A 17,930-nucleotide genomic window follows, 5' to 3' on the forward strand; every position below is an offset into this window, starting at 1 on the left:
GAGCCGCGGGTTGGGCGTGTCGACGAACCCGCCCCCGCCCACCAGCACCGCATCGCCCGCGGCCGCGCGCACCTCGGCCAGCGTCACGCCGGCCGCGCGCAGGCGGTCGGGATCGACCAGCACCTGAAGCTGCCGGTCGCGCTGTCCCCAGACCGCCACGTTGGCGACGCCCGGAACGGCCATCAACCGCGGCCGGATCGTCCAGCGCACCAGCTCGGACAATTGCATCTGGTCGAGCTTGGTCGAGGACAACCCGACCTTCATCGCCCGGCTCGTCGAGGACAGCGGCGGCATCAGCACGGGCTGACGCGCCGCGAGCGGCAGCCGCGGCTGCACCTGCGCGATCCGCTCGCCCACCATCTGGCGGGCGCGGATCACGTCGGACCCGCGCTCGAACAGGATCTGCACCGACGACAGGCCCAGCACCGACTTCGAGCGCAGCGTCATCAGCCCGGGGACGCCGTTGACCGCCGTCTCGATCGGCACCGTCACCAGGCTCTCGACCTCCTCGGTCGACAGCCCCGGCGCCTCGGTCTGGATTTCCACCATCGGCGGGGCGAACTCGGGAAACACGTCGAGCGGCACGTCGCGCCCGGCGCGGACGCCGAACACGACCAGCAAGGCGGCGAGCGCGAGGACGAGGACGCGCTGCGCCAGCGCGAAACGGACGAGCCGGCTCAGCATCAGTGCGCCGCCCCGAACTCCGTGCCGAACAGCTCGGCCGCGCCATCGGTGACGACCTGCGCGCCGGCCGTCAGCCCACGCGCCAGTAGCGCTCGTCCGCCGCTTTCCGAGGCCACCTCGACGCGCTGGCGGACGAATGTGTCGGGCGCGGTCCGCTGATAGACCCACTCGCCACCGTGGATATCGCGGAGGATCGCCGCGGACGGCACCGACAGTCCCTCGGTCTGCCCGGCGAGCGGCAAATCCACCGCGACACGTTGACCGACGCGGAAGGCGCGGTCGCGATTGTCGACGGCGTAATACAGGTCGACCGTGCCCGCGGCGGTGTTGGCCGAAGGTGGCGCCTGGACCGGGCGCGCGGCACGGGGAACGCCGCCATCGCCGAGCGTGCGCACCGTCGCGCTGTCCGAGCGGCGCACATCGCCCATGTCGCTGCCGAACACCGACGCGCGCACCCACAGGACAGGCTGCGAGCCGAGCGCGGCGACCGCCGGCCCGAGCAACCGTCGCTGCTGCCGGGCAGCGCCAAGCGCGGCCTGCGCCGCGGCCAGCGCCGCTGCGGCTTCATCGCGGGCGCGGACACTACCGGCTTCCTCGCGCACCAGGCTTTCCGCCCGGTCGAGCGCTATCCTCGCCAACCTCGCCTGCGCCGTGGCGCGCGCCAGTTCGGCGTCGGCCGCCGCCTGCTGGCTGCCGATCTGCTGGAGGTTGGTGGTCGAGTTGACCGGCACGCCGTTGGCGCTGATCGGCGGCACGACGATCTCGCCGGCGACCTCGCGCGTGGCGGCGGCCGTTCCTCCGCCCACCCGCACCAGCGCGATGCCGAGACGCTGCTGAGCCTGTGGCGTCAACGTCAGCTTCAGCAATTCGCTTTCATGGGCGATCGTCTCCGCATGAGCGGGCGGCGCGGGCGGCTTCGCAGCCTTTTCGCCGCAGCCGGCGAGCAGGATCGGGATTAGCAGAAGGGTCTGGCGCATCGTGCCGGCTTAGCCGGGCGATTATGGGGCTCACTGGAGCCGACTATACAAAGTCCCAATGTTTCCCAATTGGGAACGGCCAGCGGGACGGCGCGGGCGTTCTCGGAACCGATCCTTTGTGGGAAGGTGACATGACAGGCGTGAATGATGATTATGCGACCGACGAGACGATGCGGCGTTGGCTCGCACGAGCCCGGAGGAATGAATGGGAAAGATACAGGCTGTCGCTCGCTTCAAGATAAAGGCTGGCAAGACAGACGAGTTCAAGCGGCTCTCGGAAGACTGCATGCGGCTTGCGCGTGAGAAGGACCCCGGAACAATCCGGTATGACATATTCATGAACGATGACGGGACTGAAGCTGTCGTCTATGAAGAATATGATAGTCCCGAAGCGCATCTTGCTCACTTCGAGAACATGGGGGACAACGCAGCAGCTATTTTCAAGATCGTGGACATGGAGGGAGAACTATGGGGCGATCCCAGTCCTGAGTTGCGAGCCGGTGTCGAGCAGCATGGCGTGAAGGTCTATACGCCGTTCATGCGGCTTACGGATTAAGGCCTGGCACCATACTGCGCCAACCCAAATGCTCGGCCAAATTCCCTATATTCGATGGTGAAATGGGAAAGCGCGAACCATCGAATAGCCACGCTCGATCGGCCTTCACCGGCCTGGCACGCCGGTTTAGGATCGCACGGCAATGATCGTGACGTGCAGGGGAAGTCGTGACGTTTCTACAAGCAGCGCTGAACGGGAATCGACAGCACGACGCCGTTCCCCATTCTCCCGATGCCATAGCGGCCGACGCGGAAGCGGTGGTGAGAGCCGGAGCGCATTCCGTCCATGTCCACGCTTATGATGCAGCCGGGCGGGAAACGCTGAACGCTGTGGAATGCGATGCAGTCGTTGCGGCCATCCGCAGGCGCTGCCCCGGCGTTCCTGTCTCGCTCACGACTTCGGCCAGCATCGTCTCCGATCCCTTGCGCCGTCTCGCGATGGTCAAGGAATGGAAGGTTCTGCCCGATCTCGTGACCGCTAATCAGGGTGAAGCCGGGATCGTAGAGCTGGCCGAATATCTCCTCTCGCGCGGCGTGGGGATCGAAGCCGGATTGCTGTGCCCGGACGACGCATATCGCTTCGTGGCGTCTAGCTTGCCCGGTCGGTGTCACCGGGTCTTGATCGAGCCCCTTGATCCTGATCCAGAGACGGCCTCGCGGGACGCGGCCGCGATGGAAGCGATCCTGGCCGATGGGGGGATCACGCTCCCGCAAGTTCATCATGGCTTTGACGGTTCGTGCTGGGCGGTGAACCTACGAGCTCTGGAGCGCGGACACGGCATCAGGACCGGCATGGAGGATGTGGTCGTATTGCCGGACGGACAGCCCGCGCGCGACAATGCCCATCTCGTCATATCTGCGCGCACGCTGATCGACGGCATAGCGAAGCGTTGCTGACCAAGCGCATTCCCAATGGGATGGTGAAACGGGAATCCCGGCGCTCTCGCTTGCCGTTTCGGTCCGCTAGCGCAATGAATGGCCTATGCCCGACACCAAGACCATCCGAATAGCTGCCGCCCTGATCGACGACGGCGAAGGGCGAACACTCCTGGTCCGCAAAGCTGGCACGAAATGGTTCATGCAGGCAGGGGGAAAGATCGAGGCGGGGGAAAGTCCGGTCGACGCCCTCTGCCGCGAATTGCACGAGGAAATTGGCTTCTCCGTTGATCGTGCGATGACGCGGCATTTAGGCTGCTTCACCGCTCCGGCCGCGAACGAGCCGGGGCGATCGGTTCAGGCAGAGCTGTTCCATGTCCGTATCGCACATAATCCGATACCTAGCCTTGAGATCGAGGAAGCCGTTTGGGCGGACCGGGCGACCGCTGATGCGATGCCGCTTGCGCCGCTGACGAGGGACCATGTGCTGCCCCTGCTTTCTGCCCTTGCGGCGAACGCATGACGCCGGCCAAGGTGCTGGTCAGCGCGTGCCTCCTTGGCAGGCCGGTGCGATACAACGGTTCGGCGAAGACTCTTGAACACGCGCTGCTGGATCGCTGGATCAGCGAAGGCCGCGTCGTGTCGGTCTGCCCGGAGGTGATGGCGGGATTACCGACACCTCGGCCACCAGCAGAGATTGCACGTGGGGCGAGCGGAGCAGCCGTAATTGAACGGGACGGTAGCATCGTCGAGGCGGACGGCACCGACGTGACCGAAGCCTATCTCGCAGGCGCGCGGATCGCCCTTGAACATGCTACCCGGCACGATTGCAGATACGCGCTCCTGACGGATGGAAGCCCGTCGTGTGGAGGCAGCTTTATCTATGACGGCAGCTTCCAAGGTCGTCGGATTGATGGTGAGGGCGTGACTGCCGCTCTGCTCCGACAGCATGGCATTGTCGTATTTTCGCAGGCGGAGATTTCGTCTCTCGCAGCAGCGCTCGACGGGTGAGGTAAGCGCTCGCCCATTCCCATCGGGATCGAGTATCGGGAAGGCACGGGCCGGGTCGTGCTAGCCGACCGTATAGACCTTTTGCACGATGCCTTCTGGCGTTCGGTAGGTTTGGAAGCCCATCGCTTCATAGTAGCGAAGTCCCGAAGGGTTATCAGCGCCGATATAGGCGTCGATTTTCTCTAGTCCTGCTTCTTCTGCCGCCTCCCGGCTAGATCGAAACAGCGCGCTCCCTACGCCTTGTCGATGCGCGCGCGGGCTGATGTGGGTGCCGATGATCCCCCAGCCCGCCGGTACGTCGTAACGGTTGTCCGCTTCGGCTCGAACCAAGGACTGAAAGCCGATAACATCCCCTTCGTCGTCAATCGCGACCGTGCAACGAACACTGGCCGTGTTAGCGATGTATTGCCGGGTCACGAACGCTTCATCGCTGGGCCGTTCTCGACCTGTATGCGCGATTATCTCGCGGAGAATTCGGCTCATTGCTGCCGCATCATCTAGTGACGCTATGCGAGTGTCCATATAGTCCCAACTTCTGCCCCCGGTGCAGACCTTATGCGCCGGTGGACACGGCCTGCAAAGGCCGATGGAACCTCAGTCCCGGTTCCGGCGAGAAAGCAGAGGCTTTCCCACGAGGATCGAGTTTTGGGAAGGCAGTAACTAAGACGCCAACGGCCTCAGACTCCCGTCGCGGTCTGCTGCCTCTGAAAAGCTTCATGCTCGACCGTGACGAAGGCCGCTATCATTGCACGGTATGCAGCCTCTGCAACGCTGGGTTCCAACCCAGCCTCCTCGGAGATCGAGCGGACTTTGGCAATGACTTGTTCGACCCGCTTTGGAGCCTCTACATCGGCCGAAGAAGTTTTGAACTTGGCGGCTTGATGAACATACGTGCCACGCTCCGCGATAAGTTTGATGATCTCTCGATCGAGCCGGTCGATGTTCGATCGAACATCGTCCAAGGAACTCACGTCCATAGTAACTCCGTCAGATTGAGAGGTGGTCGATAGAGCAACAGCCTCATGCCGGGCTTGGCGCCTAGCGTCCACAGGGAGCGGTCTGTCCCTTCCCGATTGGGAACGAGCCGTGGGAGGGCCGAGCCATTCCCCTTGGGATGGTTGAGTGGGAAAGCCGGATCAGCGGCGATCACCTCAGACAGCGGCTGCTCACGCCGTCCAACCGCCATCGATATTGTATGTCGCGCCGGTCACGAAGCCTGCCTCGGGTGAGGTGAGATACGCCACAAGGTTCGCAACTTCGTCTGGCGTACCGTGTCGGAGGATGGCAAGCGGGCTGCGATTTGCGACGGCATTCGGCCCATCCGCTGGATTGCGTTCGGTATCGATCGGCCCTGGCTGCACCAGATTGGCGGTGATGCCTCGCTCACCCAAATCGCGGGCCAAGCCGCGCGTCATGCCCCCCAACGCCGCTTTGCTCGCCGCATAGAGCGTGCCGCCTGCGCCGGGCATCCTGTCCGCCACGACGCTTCCGATCGTGACGATCCGCCCACCTTCGGTCATCAGACCTGCCGCCTTCTTTGCCGCGAGGAAGGGCGCTCTGACATTGAGCGCAAAAGAGCGGTCGAACGCATCGTCCGGATAAGCCTCAAGCGGTCCTACAATCGCTGTTCCGGCTACGCTCACCAGAATATCAAGGCGGCCGAAATGGTTCACGATCTGATCGATGGCATCGTTGAGCGCCCCGGCATCACTGACGTCCGCCTGCACCATGAGGGCATGATCTCCTGCCGAGCGTAGCTCGCCCAAAAGACGTTCGGCGTCATCTGATCGACTTAGAAACGTCGCCCCAACCGACGCGCCATCAGCCGCCAATCTTCGGCTGATCGCTGCACCGATGCCGCGTGTTCCACCGATCACGATGGCAACCTTCCCGTCGTGAACTCGCATCGCCTTCCCTCGGTAAGCGTCTCGGCCGTGGCGCACGGTAGCCGCGTTGCGAGCGCAGCGACAACATTGCCGTTCGACCTTCCCCAAAACGAACGGCGACCGAGACGGCCGGGGCCTTCCCGATGGGGATCGAGAAATGGAAAACGGACGCCAACGCCCCCCCTTCCGGAAGCAGGTTGCTACGACCATGCTGCCCGGCCATGAAGTGGCATGACTGCTGTTCCGCTCGGCCCGATCGTTCCCGAAGCTACGGTTCTGTGCTAGTGCGGAATGAGCTTTGCGCGAGGTTGAATTGATATTTCAGCTAACACTCGCTTTGGCAATGCAAACGGTGAGCGGCGCCGATGCCGCGAAGCCTCGCCGGATTAGCGAAGAACTCTACTACCTCGACCCATACCAGCGGGGTGCCTACTCCTGCGACCGACAGGTCGCGAAACAGCAAGGTCGTATATTCCGTCGTCGGTTTGAGAAGCGGATCGAGGCGTTGAAGCAGAAGGAAGCCTCGGTCCTCGGAAGTGATCCAGGCTTCGATGTGGTGCTGCTGAAGCAATGCACCCCGAGCGATGTTGTTCGAAGCACCAGGTTTGTGAAGGCGCTCAATCAATTCGATGTTGATCTCGGTTCGTTGGAAGCGAAAAGCCGTCAACTTGATCCAGCGTCAGCTCTCGACCGTTAGCTCCCAACCATCGGTTCGCTGTTGCGCGGCCGATCATGGGCGCTTCAGCCGTTCCCGAAAACGAAGGTCGAACGAGATCCTGGGCCGCAAACCGGCTACGCCTCGCGGCTCCGGGGCTGATTCTCCCGATATATGTTCCCGATTGCCTTTTCCCGAAATGCGGCATCGGAGACGGAGTTTCGGGAAAGCTCGAGCGCTCGAAAACTGGCGTGACCGAGCCCGCTGCTGGCGCAGCGGGTCCGGGGTCAGGAGCCGAGAGGTGATCGCATCAGCGGGGGCAGCGCTGCGCTGTTTGGATGGCTCCACGCTGCCCCCGCTGCTACCAGACGGCGTCATTTCTATGTGGCGAAGAATATGTCTTCTCTAACTCGCAGGAACATGTTTGCGCCCGTGTGAGGGGGGTGTCTATGCCCCCTCACGCCGAGGAAATCCGGATCTGGATGCCGGAGGCCGATCGCTTAGTCAGCCGGCAAAGTCGTCAGCCGCTTGGCCACCAACGGCGCGACCCGGTCCGCCATGCGCCCGACGCCCACCGCATTCGGATGCACACCATCGGGCAGCATCAACTGGCGATTGCCGATCACGCCTTGCAGGATGAACGGGTCCAGCACGGCGTCATGCTCGCGTGCAAGGTCCGGCCAGATGCTGTTGAACCGTCCGGCAAAATCCGGTCCGAGATTGGGCGGCGCCATCATGCCGGTGAGGATCACCGGAATGCCCCGCCGCTCGAGCTCCTCGAGCATCGCCGCCATGTTCGAGCGCGTTTCGGCCGGATCGACCTGACGCAGCACGTCATTGCCGCCAAGTCCGAGCAGCACCAGATCGGGCGGTGTCTTCAACTGGTTCAGCGTATAGGCCAGCCGGCGCCGCCCGCCGGCGGTGGTGTCACCCGACACCCCGGCATTGACCACCGTCGCATCGATCCCCTGCCCGCGCAGCCGCGCCTGGATCGCATCGGGCAGGCTCTCGCCGCGCGCCAGGCCATAGCCGGCATACAGACTGTCGCCAAAGGCCAGCACCGTGCGCTTCGGTCCGGAAACGGGTTTGCCTGTCATCGCCGTCGGTGCGGGGCTCGCGACATTGGTGACCGGCAGCGCCTCGTCACGCTGCGCCTCGCAGGCGGACAGTAGTGCGGCTTGGATAAGCACGGCGCCTGCCGCATAGGGCGTCTTCGTCATCGTTGTTCTGGAATCCCCGAAAACATGGTCGCACGCGATATGGTCATCCGGGCCGCGGATGTAAGGCTGACGCTGGGCGGCGCGGCGCCGGTCGAGATATTGAAGGGCATCGATCTGGAGGTCGCGGCCGGCGAAAGCCTGGCGCTGCTCGGCGCGTCGGGTTCGGGCAAATCCTCGCTGATGGCGGTGCTTGCCGGTCTGGAGCGCGCGACCTCGGGCCGTGTCGAGGTGGCGGGCACCAACTTCGGCGCGCTGGACGAGGACGGCCTGGCGATCGCGCGGCGCGGCCGGATCGGCATCGTGCTTCAGGCCTTTCACCTGCTGCCGACGATGACCGCGCGCGAGAATGTGGCGGTGCCGATGGAACTGGCCGGCGAGCGTGACGCCTTCGCGCGCGCCGCGGCGGAACTTGCCGCGGTCGGCCTGTCGCACCGGCTGGACCATTATCCCGCGCAGCTCTCAGGGGGCGAGCAGCAGCGCGTCGCGATCGCCCGCGCGCTTGGCCCCCGCCCCCACATCGTGTTCGCTGACGAGCCGACCGGCAATCTGGATGCCGCGACGGGCACGCGCGTGATGGATCTGCTGTTCGATCGCCGCGCCGCAACGGCGGCGACCCTGGTCGTCATCACCCATGATCCCGCACTCGCCCGGCGCTGCGACCGTGTGATCGAACTCGCCGACGGCCGGATCGCGGCGTGAGCGGCTGGTTGCTGGCCTGGCGGCTCGCCCGGCGCGAGCTGTCGGCACGGTTTCGCGGGCTGCGCCTGCTGCTGCTCTGCCTGTTTCTGGGGGTCGGTGCGCTGGCGGCGATCGGCAGTCTCGGCGAGGCGATCGGCGGCGAGCTCGCCGCGCGGGGACGTATATTGCTTGGCGGCGATCTGGAGCTGTCGGTGTCGCAGCGCCTGGCCGATCCGGCGGAACAGGCGGCGATGCGCGCGCTCGGCAAACTCTCCGAAACCGTCCGGATGCAGTCGATGGCGGTCACCGCCAGCGGCACCACGGCCCCCGTCCAACTGAAAGCGGTCGATGCCGCCTATCCGCTCTATGGCCGGCTGACGCTGGTCGATGGTCGCGCGGTGCGGGCACCGGCAGGCGACGAGGTCTGGATCGGGCGGGCGCTGGCGGAGCGGCTGTTGGTGCGCCCGGGCGACGCGCTGCGCTTCGGCACCGCGCGCTTTCGCATCGGCGGGATAATCGCCGACGAGCCCGATCGATTGGGCGAAGGCTTCACCCTCGGCCCCGTCGCAATCGTCTCGCGCGCCGGCCTCGATCGCACCGGCTTGATCCAGCCCGGCAGCCTGTATGACACCCGATATCGCATCGCCACAGCGCGTGATCCGGCAGCGGACGCCCGGCGTTTCGAGCGCCGTTTCGCCACCGCTGGCTGGGAAACCCGCACCCGTGATCGCGCCTCGCCCGGCGCCAGCCGCTTCGTCGCGCGCATGGGCGAGTTCCTGACGCTGGTCGGGCTTGCCGCGCTGGTGATCGCCGGGATCGGCGTCGGCAATGGCGTGACGTCGTACCTGGAGGCGCGCCGCACGAATATCGCGATGCTGAAGATACTCGGGGCAACCTCGGCCATGATCGCGCGCATCTATCTGCTCCAGATACTGGCGGTAGCCGGGGCCGGCATCGTCCTGGGGCTGATCGCGGGCATGGTCGCGGTACCGCTGGTCGGGATCGCGGTGGGCGCGGTGCTGCCGGTTGCCCCGGGATGGACCTTTGCACCGGCAGCGCTCGCGCTGGCGGCGGCCTATGGCCTGCTCATCGCCCTCGCCTTTTGCGCACCCCCGCTCGTTGCAGCCGGGCGGGTACCGGCAGCGGCGCTGCTGCGGGGCGCACTGGACGCGCGCACGGGCGTCGGCTGGCGAGGGATCCTTTGGGCGGTGGCGGCCGGCATCCCCGTCGTGGTGCTGGCCTTGCTGACCACCGGCCGCCCCGCCTTCGCCGCGGCCTTTCTGGGTGGTGCGGCGGCGACGCTTGCTATCCTGGTCGGTATCGGCGCCGCGATCCGCGCGGCGGCGGCACGCCTGCCCCGCCCCCGCACACCGCTCGCCCGGCTTGCGCTCGCCGCGCTGCACCGGCCGGGATCGCGAACGGTATCGCTGGTCGTCGCGCTCGGCCTCGGCCTCACGCTGTTCGTGCTGCTCGCCAGCATCCGCACCAGCATCGACGGCAATATCCGCCGCTCGGTTCCCGAACGCGCGCCCGCCCTGTTTGCGCTCGACGTGCCGCCTGATCGCGAGAGCGCATTCCGCCGCAGCGTTACCATGGTCGCCCCGGAGGCCCGGATCGCCACCGTCCCGCTGATGCGGGGCACGATCACCGGCTATGGCACGACCCGGGTGGCCGATCTGGCGACGATCCCGGAGGGCGCCTGGGCGCTGCGCGGCGAGCGCGGGCTGACCTTCGCCGCCACCCTGCCCCCCGGCAGCACGCTGACCGCGGGGCGGTGGTGGAATGCGGCCGAGGCACGCCAGAGCCTCGTCTCGATCGACGCGCGACTGGCGGATGCGCTGCAGCTCAAGGTCGGCGATCCGCTGACGATATCGGTCCTTGGGCTGGAGCGCACGGCACGTATCGCCTCGTTCCGGCGGATCGCATGGGACACGCTGGGCTTCAACTTCGTGATGGTGTTCTCGCCCGGCGCGCTGGGCGACGTGCCGCACAACCTTGCCGCGACGATCGACATGCCCGCCGCCAAGGCCCCCGCGGTGACCAGGGCGCTGCTGCCCCGTTTTCCCTCGACCTCCGTGGTCGAAGTCGGCGGCGTGTTGCAACAGGTGCAGGACGTGGTCGGCCAGATGGCGACCGCGATCACCGCCGCCGCCGGGATCGCCGTGCTGGCCGGCATCGCGGTGCTGCTGGGTGCGATCGCCGCGGCGCGGGCCGCGCGCACCTATGACGCGGTCATGCTGAAGGTGCTGGGCGCCACGCGGCGCCAGGTGCTCGCCGCCCAGGCGATCGAATATGCGGTGCTGGCGGGTATCGTCGGCACGGTGGCGTTGGCGCTCGGCGTAGGCGGCGGCTGGTTCGTGGTGACGCAGGTGTTCGGGTTCGACTGGATGCCCGACTGGGCCGTGATACTGGCGACGCTGGCGGGCGGTGCCGGCGTGACGATCGGCATCGGGATCGCCGCTACGCTGCCCGTGCTGCGGGCCCGGCCTGCTGCAGCCCTGCGGACGTTATAGAAAGTTTTCATCGCGCCGCTGCCCCACAGCGTCGTCATTCCTGCCATCGGAACCGCTTATGGGGTTCGATGGTCCAATATGTCCCTGGAGGTTCCAATGCCGTTTTCCGTTCCCTACACTGCCGATGCGACCCGTTATGAACAGGGCATGCCCTATCGCCGTACCGGGCGCAGCGGCCTGAAGCTGCCCGCGATCAGCCTGGGCCTGTGGCAGAATTTCGGGGGCGACGATGTTTATGAAGTGGGCCGTGCGATCCTGCGGCGTGCGTTCGATCGCGGCGTCACCCATTTCGACCTCGCGAACAATTATGGTCCGCCTTATGGCTCGGCGGAGGAGAATTTCGGGCGGGTCTTCGCCGCGGACTTCCGCTCCCACCGTGACGAGCTGATCATCTCCACCAAGGCGGGATGGGACATGTGGCCCGGTCCGTACGGCGATATCGGTTCCTCGCGGAAATATCTGATCGCAAGCTGCGACCAGAGCCTGAAGCGGATGGGGCTCGATTATGTCGACATCTTCTACTCGCACCGGGTGGATCCCGACACGCCGCTTGAGGAAACGATGGGCGCGCTGGTGCAGCTCCACCGGCAGGGCAAGGCGCTTTATGTCGGGATATCGTCCTACGATCCCGGCCTTACCCGCCGCGCAGCCGCGATCCTGGCCGAAGAGCGCGTGCCCCTGTTCATCCATCAGCCCAGCTATTCGATCCTCAATCGCTGGATCGAGCGCGACCTGCTCGCCACGCTGGAGGATCTGGGCACCGGATGCATCGCCTTCTCGCCACTGGCGCAAGGGATGCTGACCAGCAAGTATCTGGGTGGTATCCCCAAGGACGCGCGCGCCAGCCGCGGTGGATCCCTGTCCACGGAACTGCTGACCGAGCAGAACATCGCCTCGATCCGCAAGTTGAACGACATCGCCCACGCACGTGGGCAGACGCTGGCGCAGATGGCGATCGCCTGGGTGCTGCGCGATCCGCGCGTCACCTCCGCGCTGATCGGCGCGCGGACCGTCGATCAGCTCGACGATTCACTCGCCGCCGTCGACAGCCTCGACTTCGCGCCCGAGGAGCTGTCGGCGATCGACGACGCGGCGGCGGATGGCGGCATCAACCTGTGGGCGGGGTCGTCCGACATCGTCACCCTGCCCGCGGCGCAGGGTGTGTCCGCCGCCTGACAGTCGCGCTCAGGCCGCGACCGGCAGGCAAGCCGGTCCGGCCGGGGCTGACGCCTTGTAGGTCAGCACGAACTCCTGATGGCCAAGCGCCTCCGACTTGGTCTGCGCGCCGGCCGAAACCGCCGCGATCAGCGACACGATCTCCGCCCCCACTTCGTCCAGCGTCGCGCGACCCTCCAGAATGCGTCCGGCATCGACGTCCATATCGCCCTCCATGCGGCGATACGTCTCAGGGTTCGCGCAGATCTTGATGACCGGGGAGATGGCGGAGCCGACCACCGACCCACGCCCGGTGACGAACAGGTTCACATGCGCGCCGCACGCGATCAGCTCGCCGATCTCGGCATTGTCGACGATGTTGGGAAAGCCGAACTTGGGATCGCCCGGCGGCACCACGTCCAGCAGGTACAGGCCCGGCGCCGGCGCCGGTTCGGCGGGCAGGATTACCCCGTCGATCGCGCGGCTGCCCGACTTGGCATAGGCGCCGGCGGATTTCTCCTCCTGGCTGGACAGGCCGCCCTCGGCATTGCCCGGCGCGAAGCTGCCATAGCCCATCGCGCGGTAATAGCGCTCGGCCTGCTGGACCGACGCGATCAGCGCCTCCGCCACGGCCGGGCTGGCGGCACGCTCGGCCATGTGGCCTTCGCAGCCGATCATCTCGCCGGTTTCCTCGAAGATGCAGGTCGCGCCGGCATCGACCAGCGTGTCGAAGGCGCGGCCCACCGCCGGGTTGCCGGTGATCCCGCTCGTCCCGTCGGACCCGCCGCAGATCGTACCGACCACCAGTTCGGACATCGCCATCGGCACGCGCACCGCCTGCGCATCGGCGATCGCGCCGACGCGCGCCACCGCCGCCAGCCCGGCGTCGATCGCGCCGCGCGTGCCGCCCGACTGCTGGATCACCACCGTCTCGACCGGACGGCCATTCTCGCGCGCATGCGCCGCCAGCGCCTCGCGGTTGAAGCTTTCGCAGCCCAGCGACATCAGCACGACGCCACCGACATTGGGGTGTACGATCAGCGCCTTCATCATCGCCAGCGCATAATCATTGGGGTAACAGCCCGGGAAGCCGATCAACTGCACCCGTGGATCATCGACCTTGTCCACGATGCGCCGCGCGACATGGTGCGCGCATTCCACCAGATAGACGACGACGATGGCGTCGCGGATGCCCTTGCGCCCGTCCGGCCGCAGCCATGCCTCGATCATGCTTGGTCTCCCGCCGCGTCACGCAGATGTGCCGGCATGTAATCGCTTTTCATGTTGTGCATATGGACCCACCCGCCAGGGTCGGCCGCCATCGTCATAGATCCGATCGGCATGCCGTATTTCAAGACCTTGTCACCCGGGGCCAGCGCGAAAAGCGCCAGTTTGTGGCCGATCGGCACGGCTTGCGTCACGGTCAGCGGCTGGCCCTCCACGACGAAGGTCTCACCCGCTTCGATCGACCGGCAGCAGACGACGACATTGTCGCTGGGCGACAGGCGAATGGCGGCCGGCGGGGTCATGCGGGCATCTCCGGAGTGGTGGCGGGAACCGGCGCGTCGGCGCGCAGCAAGCCTTCGTGGCGCAACTCGGCCCAGAAATCGGCGGGGATCGGCGCGTGGTACAGGTCGATCGTCTGGCGAACGCGCGCCGCACTGCCCAGTCCCGGAATCACGCTGGCGACGCTCGGATGCGCCAGCGCGAACTGCAGCGCGGCGGCGGGCAAGGGAACGCCGTGGGCGTCGGCGACCGCCTCGATCCCGCGCACCTTCGCCACCACGGCCTCCGACGCGGGACCATAATCATGGTGCAGCACCCCGCCACCTTTCGTGCCCGTCGCCAGGATGCCGCTGTTATACGGCCCGCCGATCACGATCGAGGTGCCGGCCGCCGCGCATTCGGGCAGCAGCGTGTCCAGCGCATCCTGCTCCAGCAGCGTATAGCGCCCGGCCAGCAGGATGGCGTCGAGCGCCGTCTCGCGCATCACGTCCAGGCATACCGCAATCTCGTTCACGCCGATGCCGAAGCCGGCGATCGTGCCTTCGTCGCGCAACCGCGCCAGCGCCTTCAGTCCGCCGCCCGCGGTCAGTTGCCGCCAATAGTCATCCGCGGCCTCACCGTGCGTATATCCCCCGATGTCATGGACATAGAGCAGATCGACCCGCCCCAGCCCCAGCCGTTGCAGGCTGTGCTCATGGCTGCGCAATATGCCGTCATGACTGTAGTCGTAGCGCATCCGGAACGGCATCGCCGAGCGGAAGCCGTCGCGTTCACGGTCGTCGGTGATGCCGGCATCGGGGTCCATCAGCCGCCCGACCTTGGTCGAGACCACCACGCCTGCGCGCGTCCGCACCGCCTCGCCCACCCGTCGTTCGGACAGGCCACGTCCGTAATGCGGCGCGGTATCGACATAGGCCATGCCGGCATTTAGCGCCGCATCGATCGCGGCCCGGGCATCGGCGTCGGCCACCGGCTGATACAGATTGCCCAGCGAGGCCGCACCGAATCCCAGTTCGGTCACGGTCAGCCCGGTGTGTCCCACCTTGCGGCGAGCGATATCGTTCACAGCGTCAGTCCCATTCTGTAAAGGGTATTGGCGTTACGGCCCCACAGGTCGCGCCGCTCATCCTCGGAAAAATCAACCAGCAGGGCTTCATACGCGCCCAGCGTCTCGTCCATCGTCGCGAACAGCCGGTCGGTGGGGAAGTTGGTCGCCACCATCACCCGGCGCGTGCCGAAACGGTCGATCACCTCGCGCACGATATCGGCACAGGGCGCGCCGACGAACCCCGCGCCGGACAGCTTGATCGACACATGCGGCATCGCCGCCAGCCGCGTGATCCCATGGCGCCACATCTCCAGCCCGTCCGCCACGATCGGCAGCGCAAGATGGTCGACGATCACCGGCGTGTCCGGGTTCAGCGCCGCGATCTCCGCCATGCCTGCCAGTTGCGGCGGAAAGCCATGATAGTCGAAGCTGAGGCCATACCGCGCCAGCAACGCATAGCCGCCCCGCCACGCGTCATCGCGGGTCAGGTCGTGAGAGTGCGCCCGACGCGCTGCGTCCGTCGGATGCCAGTTCACCAGGTGGCGGACGCCGCGCACCCGGCCATGTCCGGCATGAAAGGCGAGTTGCGCCTCCACGTCGGGGGCGTCCAGCGCGACATGGGCGACGATCGCGTCCGGTAGGCCATCGGCCGCGGCCATGCCGTCCAGCCACCCGGTCTCGGCCGCCGCGTCGCCCGGATGCGCACCCGCCTCGACATGCACCGCCCCGACGACGTTCCAGGCCGCCGCCTCGCGCCGATAGTCGGCGGGGAGATAACTGCCCGCAATCGAAGCCTTGTCGGCCTCGTCCAGCCACGGATAACGCAGCCGCCCACGATCCCACATGTGCAGGTGTGCATCGATGAAGGGCGGCCGCGCGTTCATCGGATCAGGCGCGTTGCGTCCAGGCGACGACATCCTGGCGCTGCTCGCCCAGCTTCTCGATCCCCAGTTCCACCACGTCGCCCGCCTTCAGATACCAGGGCTCCGGCTTCTGGCCCAGGCCGACGCCCGGCGGCGTGCCGGTGGTGATGACGTCACCCGGCTCCAGCATCATGAACTGCGACAGATAGGCGATGATCTGCGCCACGCCGAAGATCATTGTGCGGCTGTGGCCGTCCTGCACGCGCTTGCCGTTCACCGACAGCCACATCGACAGGTTTTGCGGATCGCCCACCTCGTCCGCGGTCACCAACCAGGGACCGATCGGCCCGAAGGTCGGAAATCCCTTGCCCTTGTCCCAGGTCGCACCGCGCTCGAGCTGCCAGTGCCGCTCGGACACGTCGTTGATCACGCAGTAGCCGGCCACATGGCCAAGTGCATCCGCCTCCGCGACATGGCTGGCGCGCTTGCCGATCACCACGCCCAGCTCGACCTCCCAGTCGGTCTTCTTCGAATCCTTGGGGATCACGATCGGGTCATTCGGCCCCTGGATGCAGCTTACCCACTTCTGGAACACCACGGGTTCCTCCGGGATCGGCAGGTTCGATTCCGCGGCATGATCGGCATAGTTCAGGCCGATCGCGACGAAATGGCGGGTGCCCGTCACGCAGGCGCCGTAACGCTGCTCCCCCTCGACCAGCGGCAGGCTCGCCGGGTCGATCGCGGCCAGCCGCGCCAGCGCATCCGCACCCAGCGTATCGGGGCCGATGTCGTCCACATGCGCCGACAGGTCACGGATGCGGCCATCCGCATCGATCACTCCGGGACGCTCCGCACCGGGAGCGCCGAACCGACAAAGCTTCATATCGAATACCCTTGCATCATGATGAGGTGAGAAAAGATCAGGCCATGCACCAGCCGCCGTCGATGACGTGCAACTGGCCGGTGGTGTACGCGCTCTCGTCGGACGCCAGATACAGCGCCAGTGCCGCCACCTCGTCCGCGGTGCCCAGCCGGCCGAGCGGCTGGCGCGCGATAAAGGCCGCCCGTGCCGCGGCCTCGTCACCGGTCGCGGCCAGCCGCTCGTCCAGCGACGGGGACTGCACCGTGCCGGGGCAGATCGCGTTGCACCGGATCTTGTCGCCGACATAATCGACCGCGACGGAGCGGGTGATCCCCGCCACCGCCGCCTTGGACGCGCAATAGGCGAACCGGTTCGCCACGCCGATCACCGGCCCCGCGACCGAGGCCATGTTGATGATCGATCCGCCGCCCCGCGCGATCATGCCGGGCAGCAGCGCGGTCAGCATGTGCGTGATCGCATGGACGTTCAGGTCGAAGGACAGGCGATAGCCGGCATCCTGGCTGTCCAGCAGCGTGCCCGCGTCGACATAGCCGGCGCAATTGAACAGCACGTCGATACCGCCCGCCTCCGCGCCGAACGCCGCGATGGCGGCCGCATCGGTCAGGTCCAGAACCCGTGTCTCGCATCCCGTCAGCGTCGCCAGGGCGTCCGCGTTGCGATCGACCGCGATCACGCTGGCGCCCTCCTGTGCGAAGCGTTCCGCCGCCGCCCGGCCGATGCCCTGCCCGGCCCCGGTGACGATCGCACGCTTGCCCTTCAACCTGTCCACTCTGCTACTCCTGCTTTCGTCTCTCAGCCGGCCTTCACGGATCCGCGACCGACAAGGATCGCGAACGCCATGACGACGGCAAAACTCGCCGCGGAAACCAGCACGGCATGCGTGATCCCCGCCAGATCCGACACCAGCCCCATCAGCGCGGTCAGGCCGGCTCCACCGATGATCGCCATCACGATCAACGAGGCACCGATCCGGCGCAGCGGCCCCAACCCGTCGATGCCGATCGCGAAGATCGTCGGGAACTGGATCGACATGAAGAAGCTGGCGGCGACCAGCGCGTACAGCCCGATCGTCCCGCCGATCGTGCCGGCAACCACCGCCAGCCCCAGCGATATGCCCGCAAACAGCGACAGCAATCGCACGGGCGCCATCCGCGCCATCAACGCGGCACCGGCAAAACGCCCGGCCGCGAACAGCACCAACGACACGAACAGCGCATCCGCGCCCGCCCGCTCGCCAAAGCCCGCATTCGCCTGCGCATAGCGGATCGTGTAGCTCCACAGGCCGACCTGTGCGCCCACATAGAAGAATTGCGCCACCACCGCGCCGATCAGCCGCGGGTGGCGCAGCACATCGACAAAGCGTCCGCCCTGCCCGGCCCCGCCCCCCTCGCGCGGCGGGTTCTTCGGGAACGCCACGAAT

General features: G+C 66.5%; 20 protein-coding genes and 1 pseudogene. 8 read left to right on the plus strand and 13 right to left on the minus strand.

Annotated features, from left to right (window positions below; genetic code table 11):
* Both Q0U08_RS08840 and Q0U08_RS08845 read right to left on the minus strand, forming a co-directional pair.
* Positions 1–684: efflux RND transporter permease subunit (locus Q0U08_RS08840; RefSeq protein ID WP_298091020.1), on the minus strand; the 684-nt coding region annotated here is incomplete at its 3' end.
* Positions 684–1,661 carry an efflux RND transporter periplasmic adaptor subunit gene (locus Q0U08_RS08845; RefSeq protein WP_298091022.1) on the minus strand — a complete coding sequence of 326 codons (978 nt, stop codon included), beginning with the start codon at positions 1,659–1,661 and terminating at the stop codon, positions 684–686. The genes Q0U08_RS08845 and Q0U08_RS08840, both read right to left, overlap by 1 nt.
* A gap of 205 nt (positions 1,662–1,866) precedes the next feature.
* Here Q0U08_RS08845 and Q0U08_RS08850 point away from each other — a divergent pair, with 205 nt between their 5' ends.
* From Q0U08_RS08850 to Q0U08_RS08865, 4 genes are all read left to right on the plus strand, one after another.
* The gene (locus Q0U08_RS08850) at positions 1,867–2,217 is read left to right on the plus strand and encodes a putative quinol monooxygenase (RefSeq protein WP_298091024.1); all 351 of its coding nucleotides are present in this window, start codon (positions 1,867–1,869) and stop codon (positions 2,215–2,217) included.
* A 167-nt stretch (positions 2,218–2,384) separates the two neighbouring features.
* Entirely contained in the window at positions 2,385–3,113 is a 729-nt protein-coding gene (locus tag Q0U08_RS08855) for a 3-keto-5-aminohexanoate cleavage protein (RefSeq protein ID WP_298091026.1), read from the plus strand.
* 85 nt (positions 3,114–3,198) lie between these two features.
* The gene (locus tag Q0U08_RS08860) at positions 3,199–3,615 is read left to right on the plus strand and encodes an NUDIX domain-containing protein (protein WP_298091028.1); all 417 of its coding nucleotides are present in this window, start codon (positions 3,199–3,201) and stop codon (positions 3,613–3,615) included.
* The gene (locus Q0U08_RS08865; RefSeq protein ID WP_298091029.1) at positions 3,612–4,103 is read left to right on the plus strand and encodes a DUF523 domain-containing protein; all 492 of its coding nucleotides are present in this window, start codon (positions 3,612–3,614) and stop codon (positions 4,101–4,103) included. Before Q0U08_RS08860 ends, Q0U08_RS08865 begins: the two co-directional genes overlap by 4 nt.
* Before the next feature lie 60 nt (positions 4,104–4,163).
* Here the strand turns inward: Q0U08_RS08865 and Q0U08_RS08870 are convergent, their stop codons facing one another.
* From Q0U08_RS08870 to Q0U08_RS08880, 3 genes are all read right to left on the minus strand, one after another.
* Positions 4,164–4,625, minus strand: a complete 462-nt coding sequence (locus Q0U08_RS08870) for an N-acetyltransferase family protein (protein WP_367271107.1) — start codon at positions 4,623–4,625, stop codon at positions 4,164–4,166.
* Between the two features lie 155 nt (positions 4,626–4,780).
* Positions 4,781–5,080 (minus strand): chorismate mutase, encoded by a 300-nt coding sequence (locus Q0U08_RS08875; RefSeq protein ID WP_298091033.1) that lies wholly within the window; start codon positions 5,078–5,080, stop codon positions 4,781–4,783.
* Positions 5,081–5,269: 189 nt separating this feature from the next.
* Complete coding sequence (locus Q0U08_RS08880; protein ID WP_298091035.1) at positions 5,270–6,010, minus strand: SDR family oxidoreductase; 741 nt, start codon at positions 6,008–6,010, stop codon at positions 5,270–5,272.
* 277 nt (positions 6,011–6,287) lie between these two features.
* Here Q0U08_RS08880 and Q0U08_RS08885 point away from each other — a divergent pair, with 277 nt between their 5' ends.
* Positions 6,288–6,686 carry a hypothetical protein gene (locus tag Q0U08_RS08885; protein WP_298091036.1) on the plus strand — a complete coding sequence of 133 codons (399 nt, stop codon included), beginning with the start codon at positions 6,288–6,290 and terminating at the stop codon, positions 6,684–6,686.
* A gap of 458 nt (positions 6,687–7,144) precedes the next feature.
* On the opposite strand, the gene Q0U08_RS08890 is transcribed toward Q0U08_RS08885, so the two are convergent.
* Positions 7,145–7,864 carry an arylesterase gene (locus Q0U08_RS08890; protein ID WP_298091037.1) on the minus strand — a complete coding sequence of 240 codons (720 nt, stop codon included), beginning with the start codon at positions 7,862–7,864 and terminating at the stop codon, positions 7,145–7,147.
* A gap of 24 nt (positions 7,865–7,888) precedes the next feature.
* Here Q0U08_RS08890 and Q0U08_RS08895 point away from each other — a divergent pair, with 24 nt between their 5' ends.
* From Q0U08_RS08895 to mgrA, 3 genes are all read left to right on the plus strand, one after another.
* The gene (locus tag Q0U08_RS08895; RefSeq protein ID WP_298091038.1) at positions 7,889–8,563 is read left to right on the plus strand and encodes an ABC transporter ATP-binding protein; all 675 of its coding nucleotides are present in this window, start codon (positions 7,889–7,891) and stop codon (positions 8,561–8,563) included.
* Positions 8,560–11,055 (plus strand): FtsX-like permease family protein, encoded by a 2,496-nt coding sequence (locus tag Q0U08_RS08900; protein ID WP_298091039.1) that lies wholly within the window; start codon positions 8,560–8,562, stop codon positions 11,053–11,055. Before Q0U08_RS08895 ends, Q0U08_RS08900 begins: the two co-directional genes overlap by 4 nt.
* Positions 11,056–11,151: 96 nt before the next feature.
* Positions 11,152–12,231, plus strand: a complete 1,080-nt coding sequence (mgrA, locus tag Q0U08_RS08905; RefSeq protein WP_298091040.1) for an L-glyceraldehyde 3-phosphate reductase — start codon at positions 11,152–11,154, stop codon at positions 12,229–12,231.
* Between the two features lie 9 nt (positions 12,232–12,240).
* Here mgrA and Q0U08_RS08910 read toward each other — a convergent pair whose 3' ends face one another.
* From Q0U08_RS08910 to Q0U08_RS08940, 7 genes and pseudogenes are all read right to left on the minus strand, one after another.
* Entirely contained in the window at positions 12,241–13,440 is a 1,200-nt protein-coding gene (locus Q0U08_RS08910; RefSeq protein ID WP_298091041.1) for a UxaA family hydrolase, read from the minus strand.
* Positions 13,437–13,739 carry a UxaA family hydrolase gene (locus tag Q0U08_RS08915; RefSeq protein WP_298091043.1) on the minus strand — a complete coding sequence of 101 codons (303 nt, stop codon included), beginning with the start codon at positions 13,737–13,739 and terminating at the stop codon, positions 13,437–13,439. The genes Q0U08_RS08910 and Q0U08_RS08915 overlap by 4 nt, the downstream gene beginning before the upstream one ends.
* Positions 13,736–14,782 (minus strand): aldo/keto reductase, encoded by a 1,047-nt coding sequence (locus Q0U08_RS08920; protein ID WP_298091045.1) that lies wholly within the window; start codon positions 14,780–14,782, stop codon positions 13,736–13,738. Before Q0U08_RS08920 ends, Q0U08_RS08915 begins: the two co-directional genes overlap by 4 nt.
* Positions 14,779–15,648, minus strand: coding sequence for an amidohydrolase (locus Q0U08_RS08925; protein WP_298091047.1), 870 nt, complete (start codon positions 15,646–15,648; stop codon positions 14,779–14,781). The genes Q0U08_RS08920 and Q0U08_RS08925 overlap by 4 nt, the downstream gene beginning before the upstream one ends.
* A gap of 4 nt (positions 15,649–15,652) precedes the next feature.
* On the minus strand, positions 15,653–16,510 hold the full coding sequence (locus tag Q0U08_RS08930; RefSeq protein ID WP_298091049.1) for a fumarylacetoacetate hydrolase family protein: 858 nt from the start codon (positions 16,508–16,510) through the stop codon (positions 15,653–15,655).
* A gap of 37 nt (positions 16,511–16,547) precedes the next feature.
* Positions 16,548–17,279, minus strand: a complete 732-nt coding sequence (locus tag Q0U08_RS08935) for an SDR family oxidoreductase (RefSeq protein WP_298091051.1) — start codon at positions 17,277–17,279, stop codon at positions 16,548–16,550.
* Positions 17,280–17,302: 23 nt separating this feature from the next.
* A pseudogene (locus Q0U08_RS08940) lies at positions 17,303–17,930 on the minus strand (glucose/galactose MFS transporter); the annotation flags it as partial.

The sequence above is a fragment of the uncultured Sphingomonas sp. genome, from assembly GCF_946477935.1.
Classification (GTDB): domain Bacteria; phylum Pseudomonadota; class Alphaproteobacteria; order Sphingomonadales; family Sphingomonadaceae; genus Sphingomonas.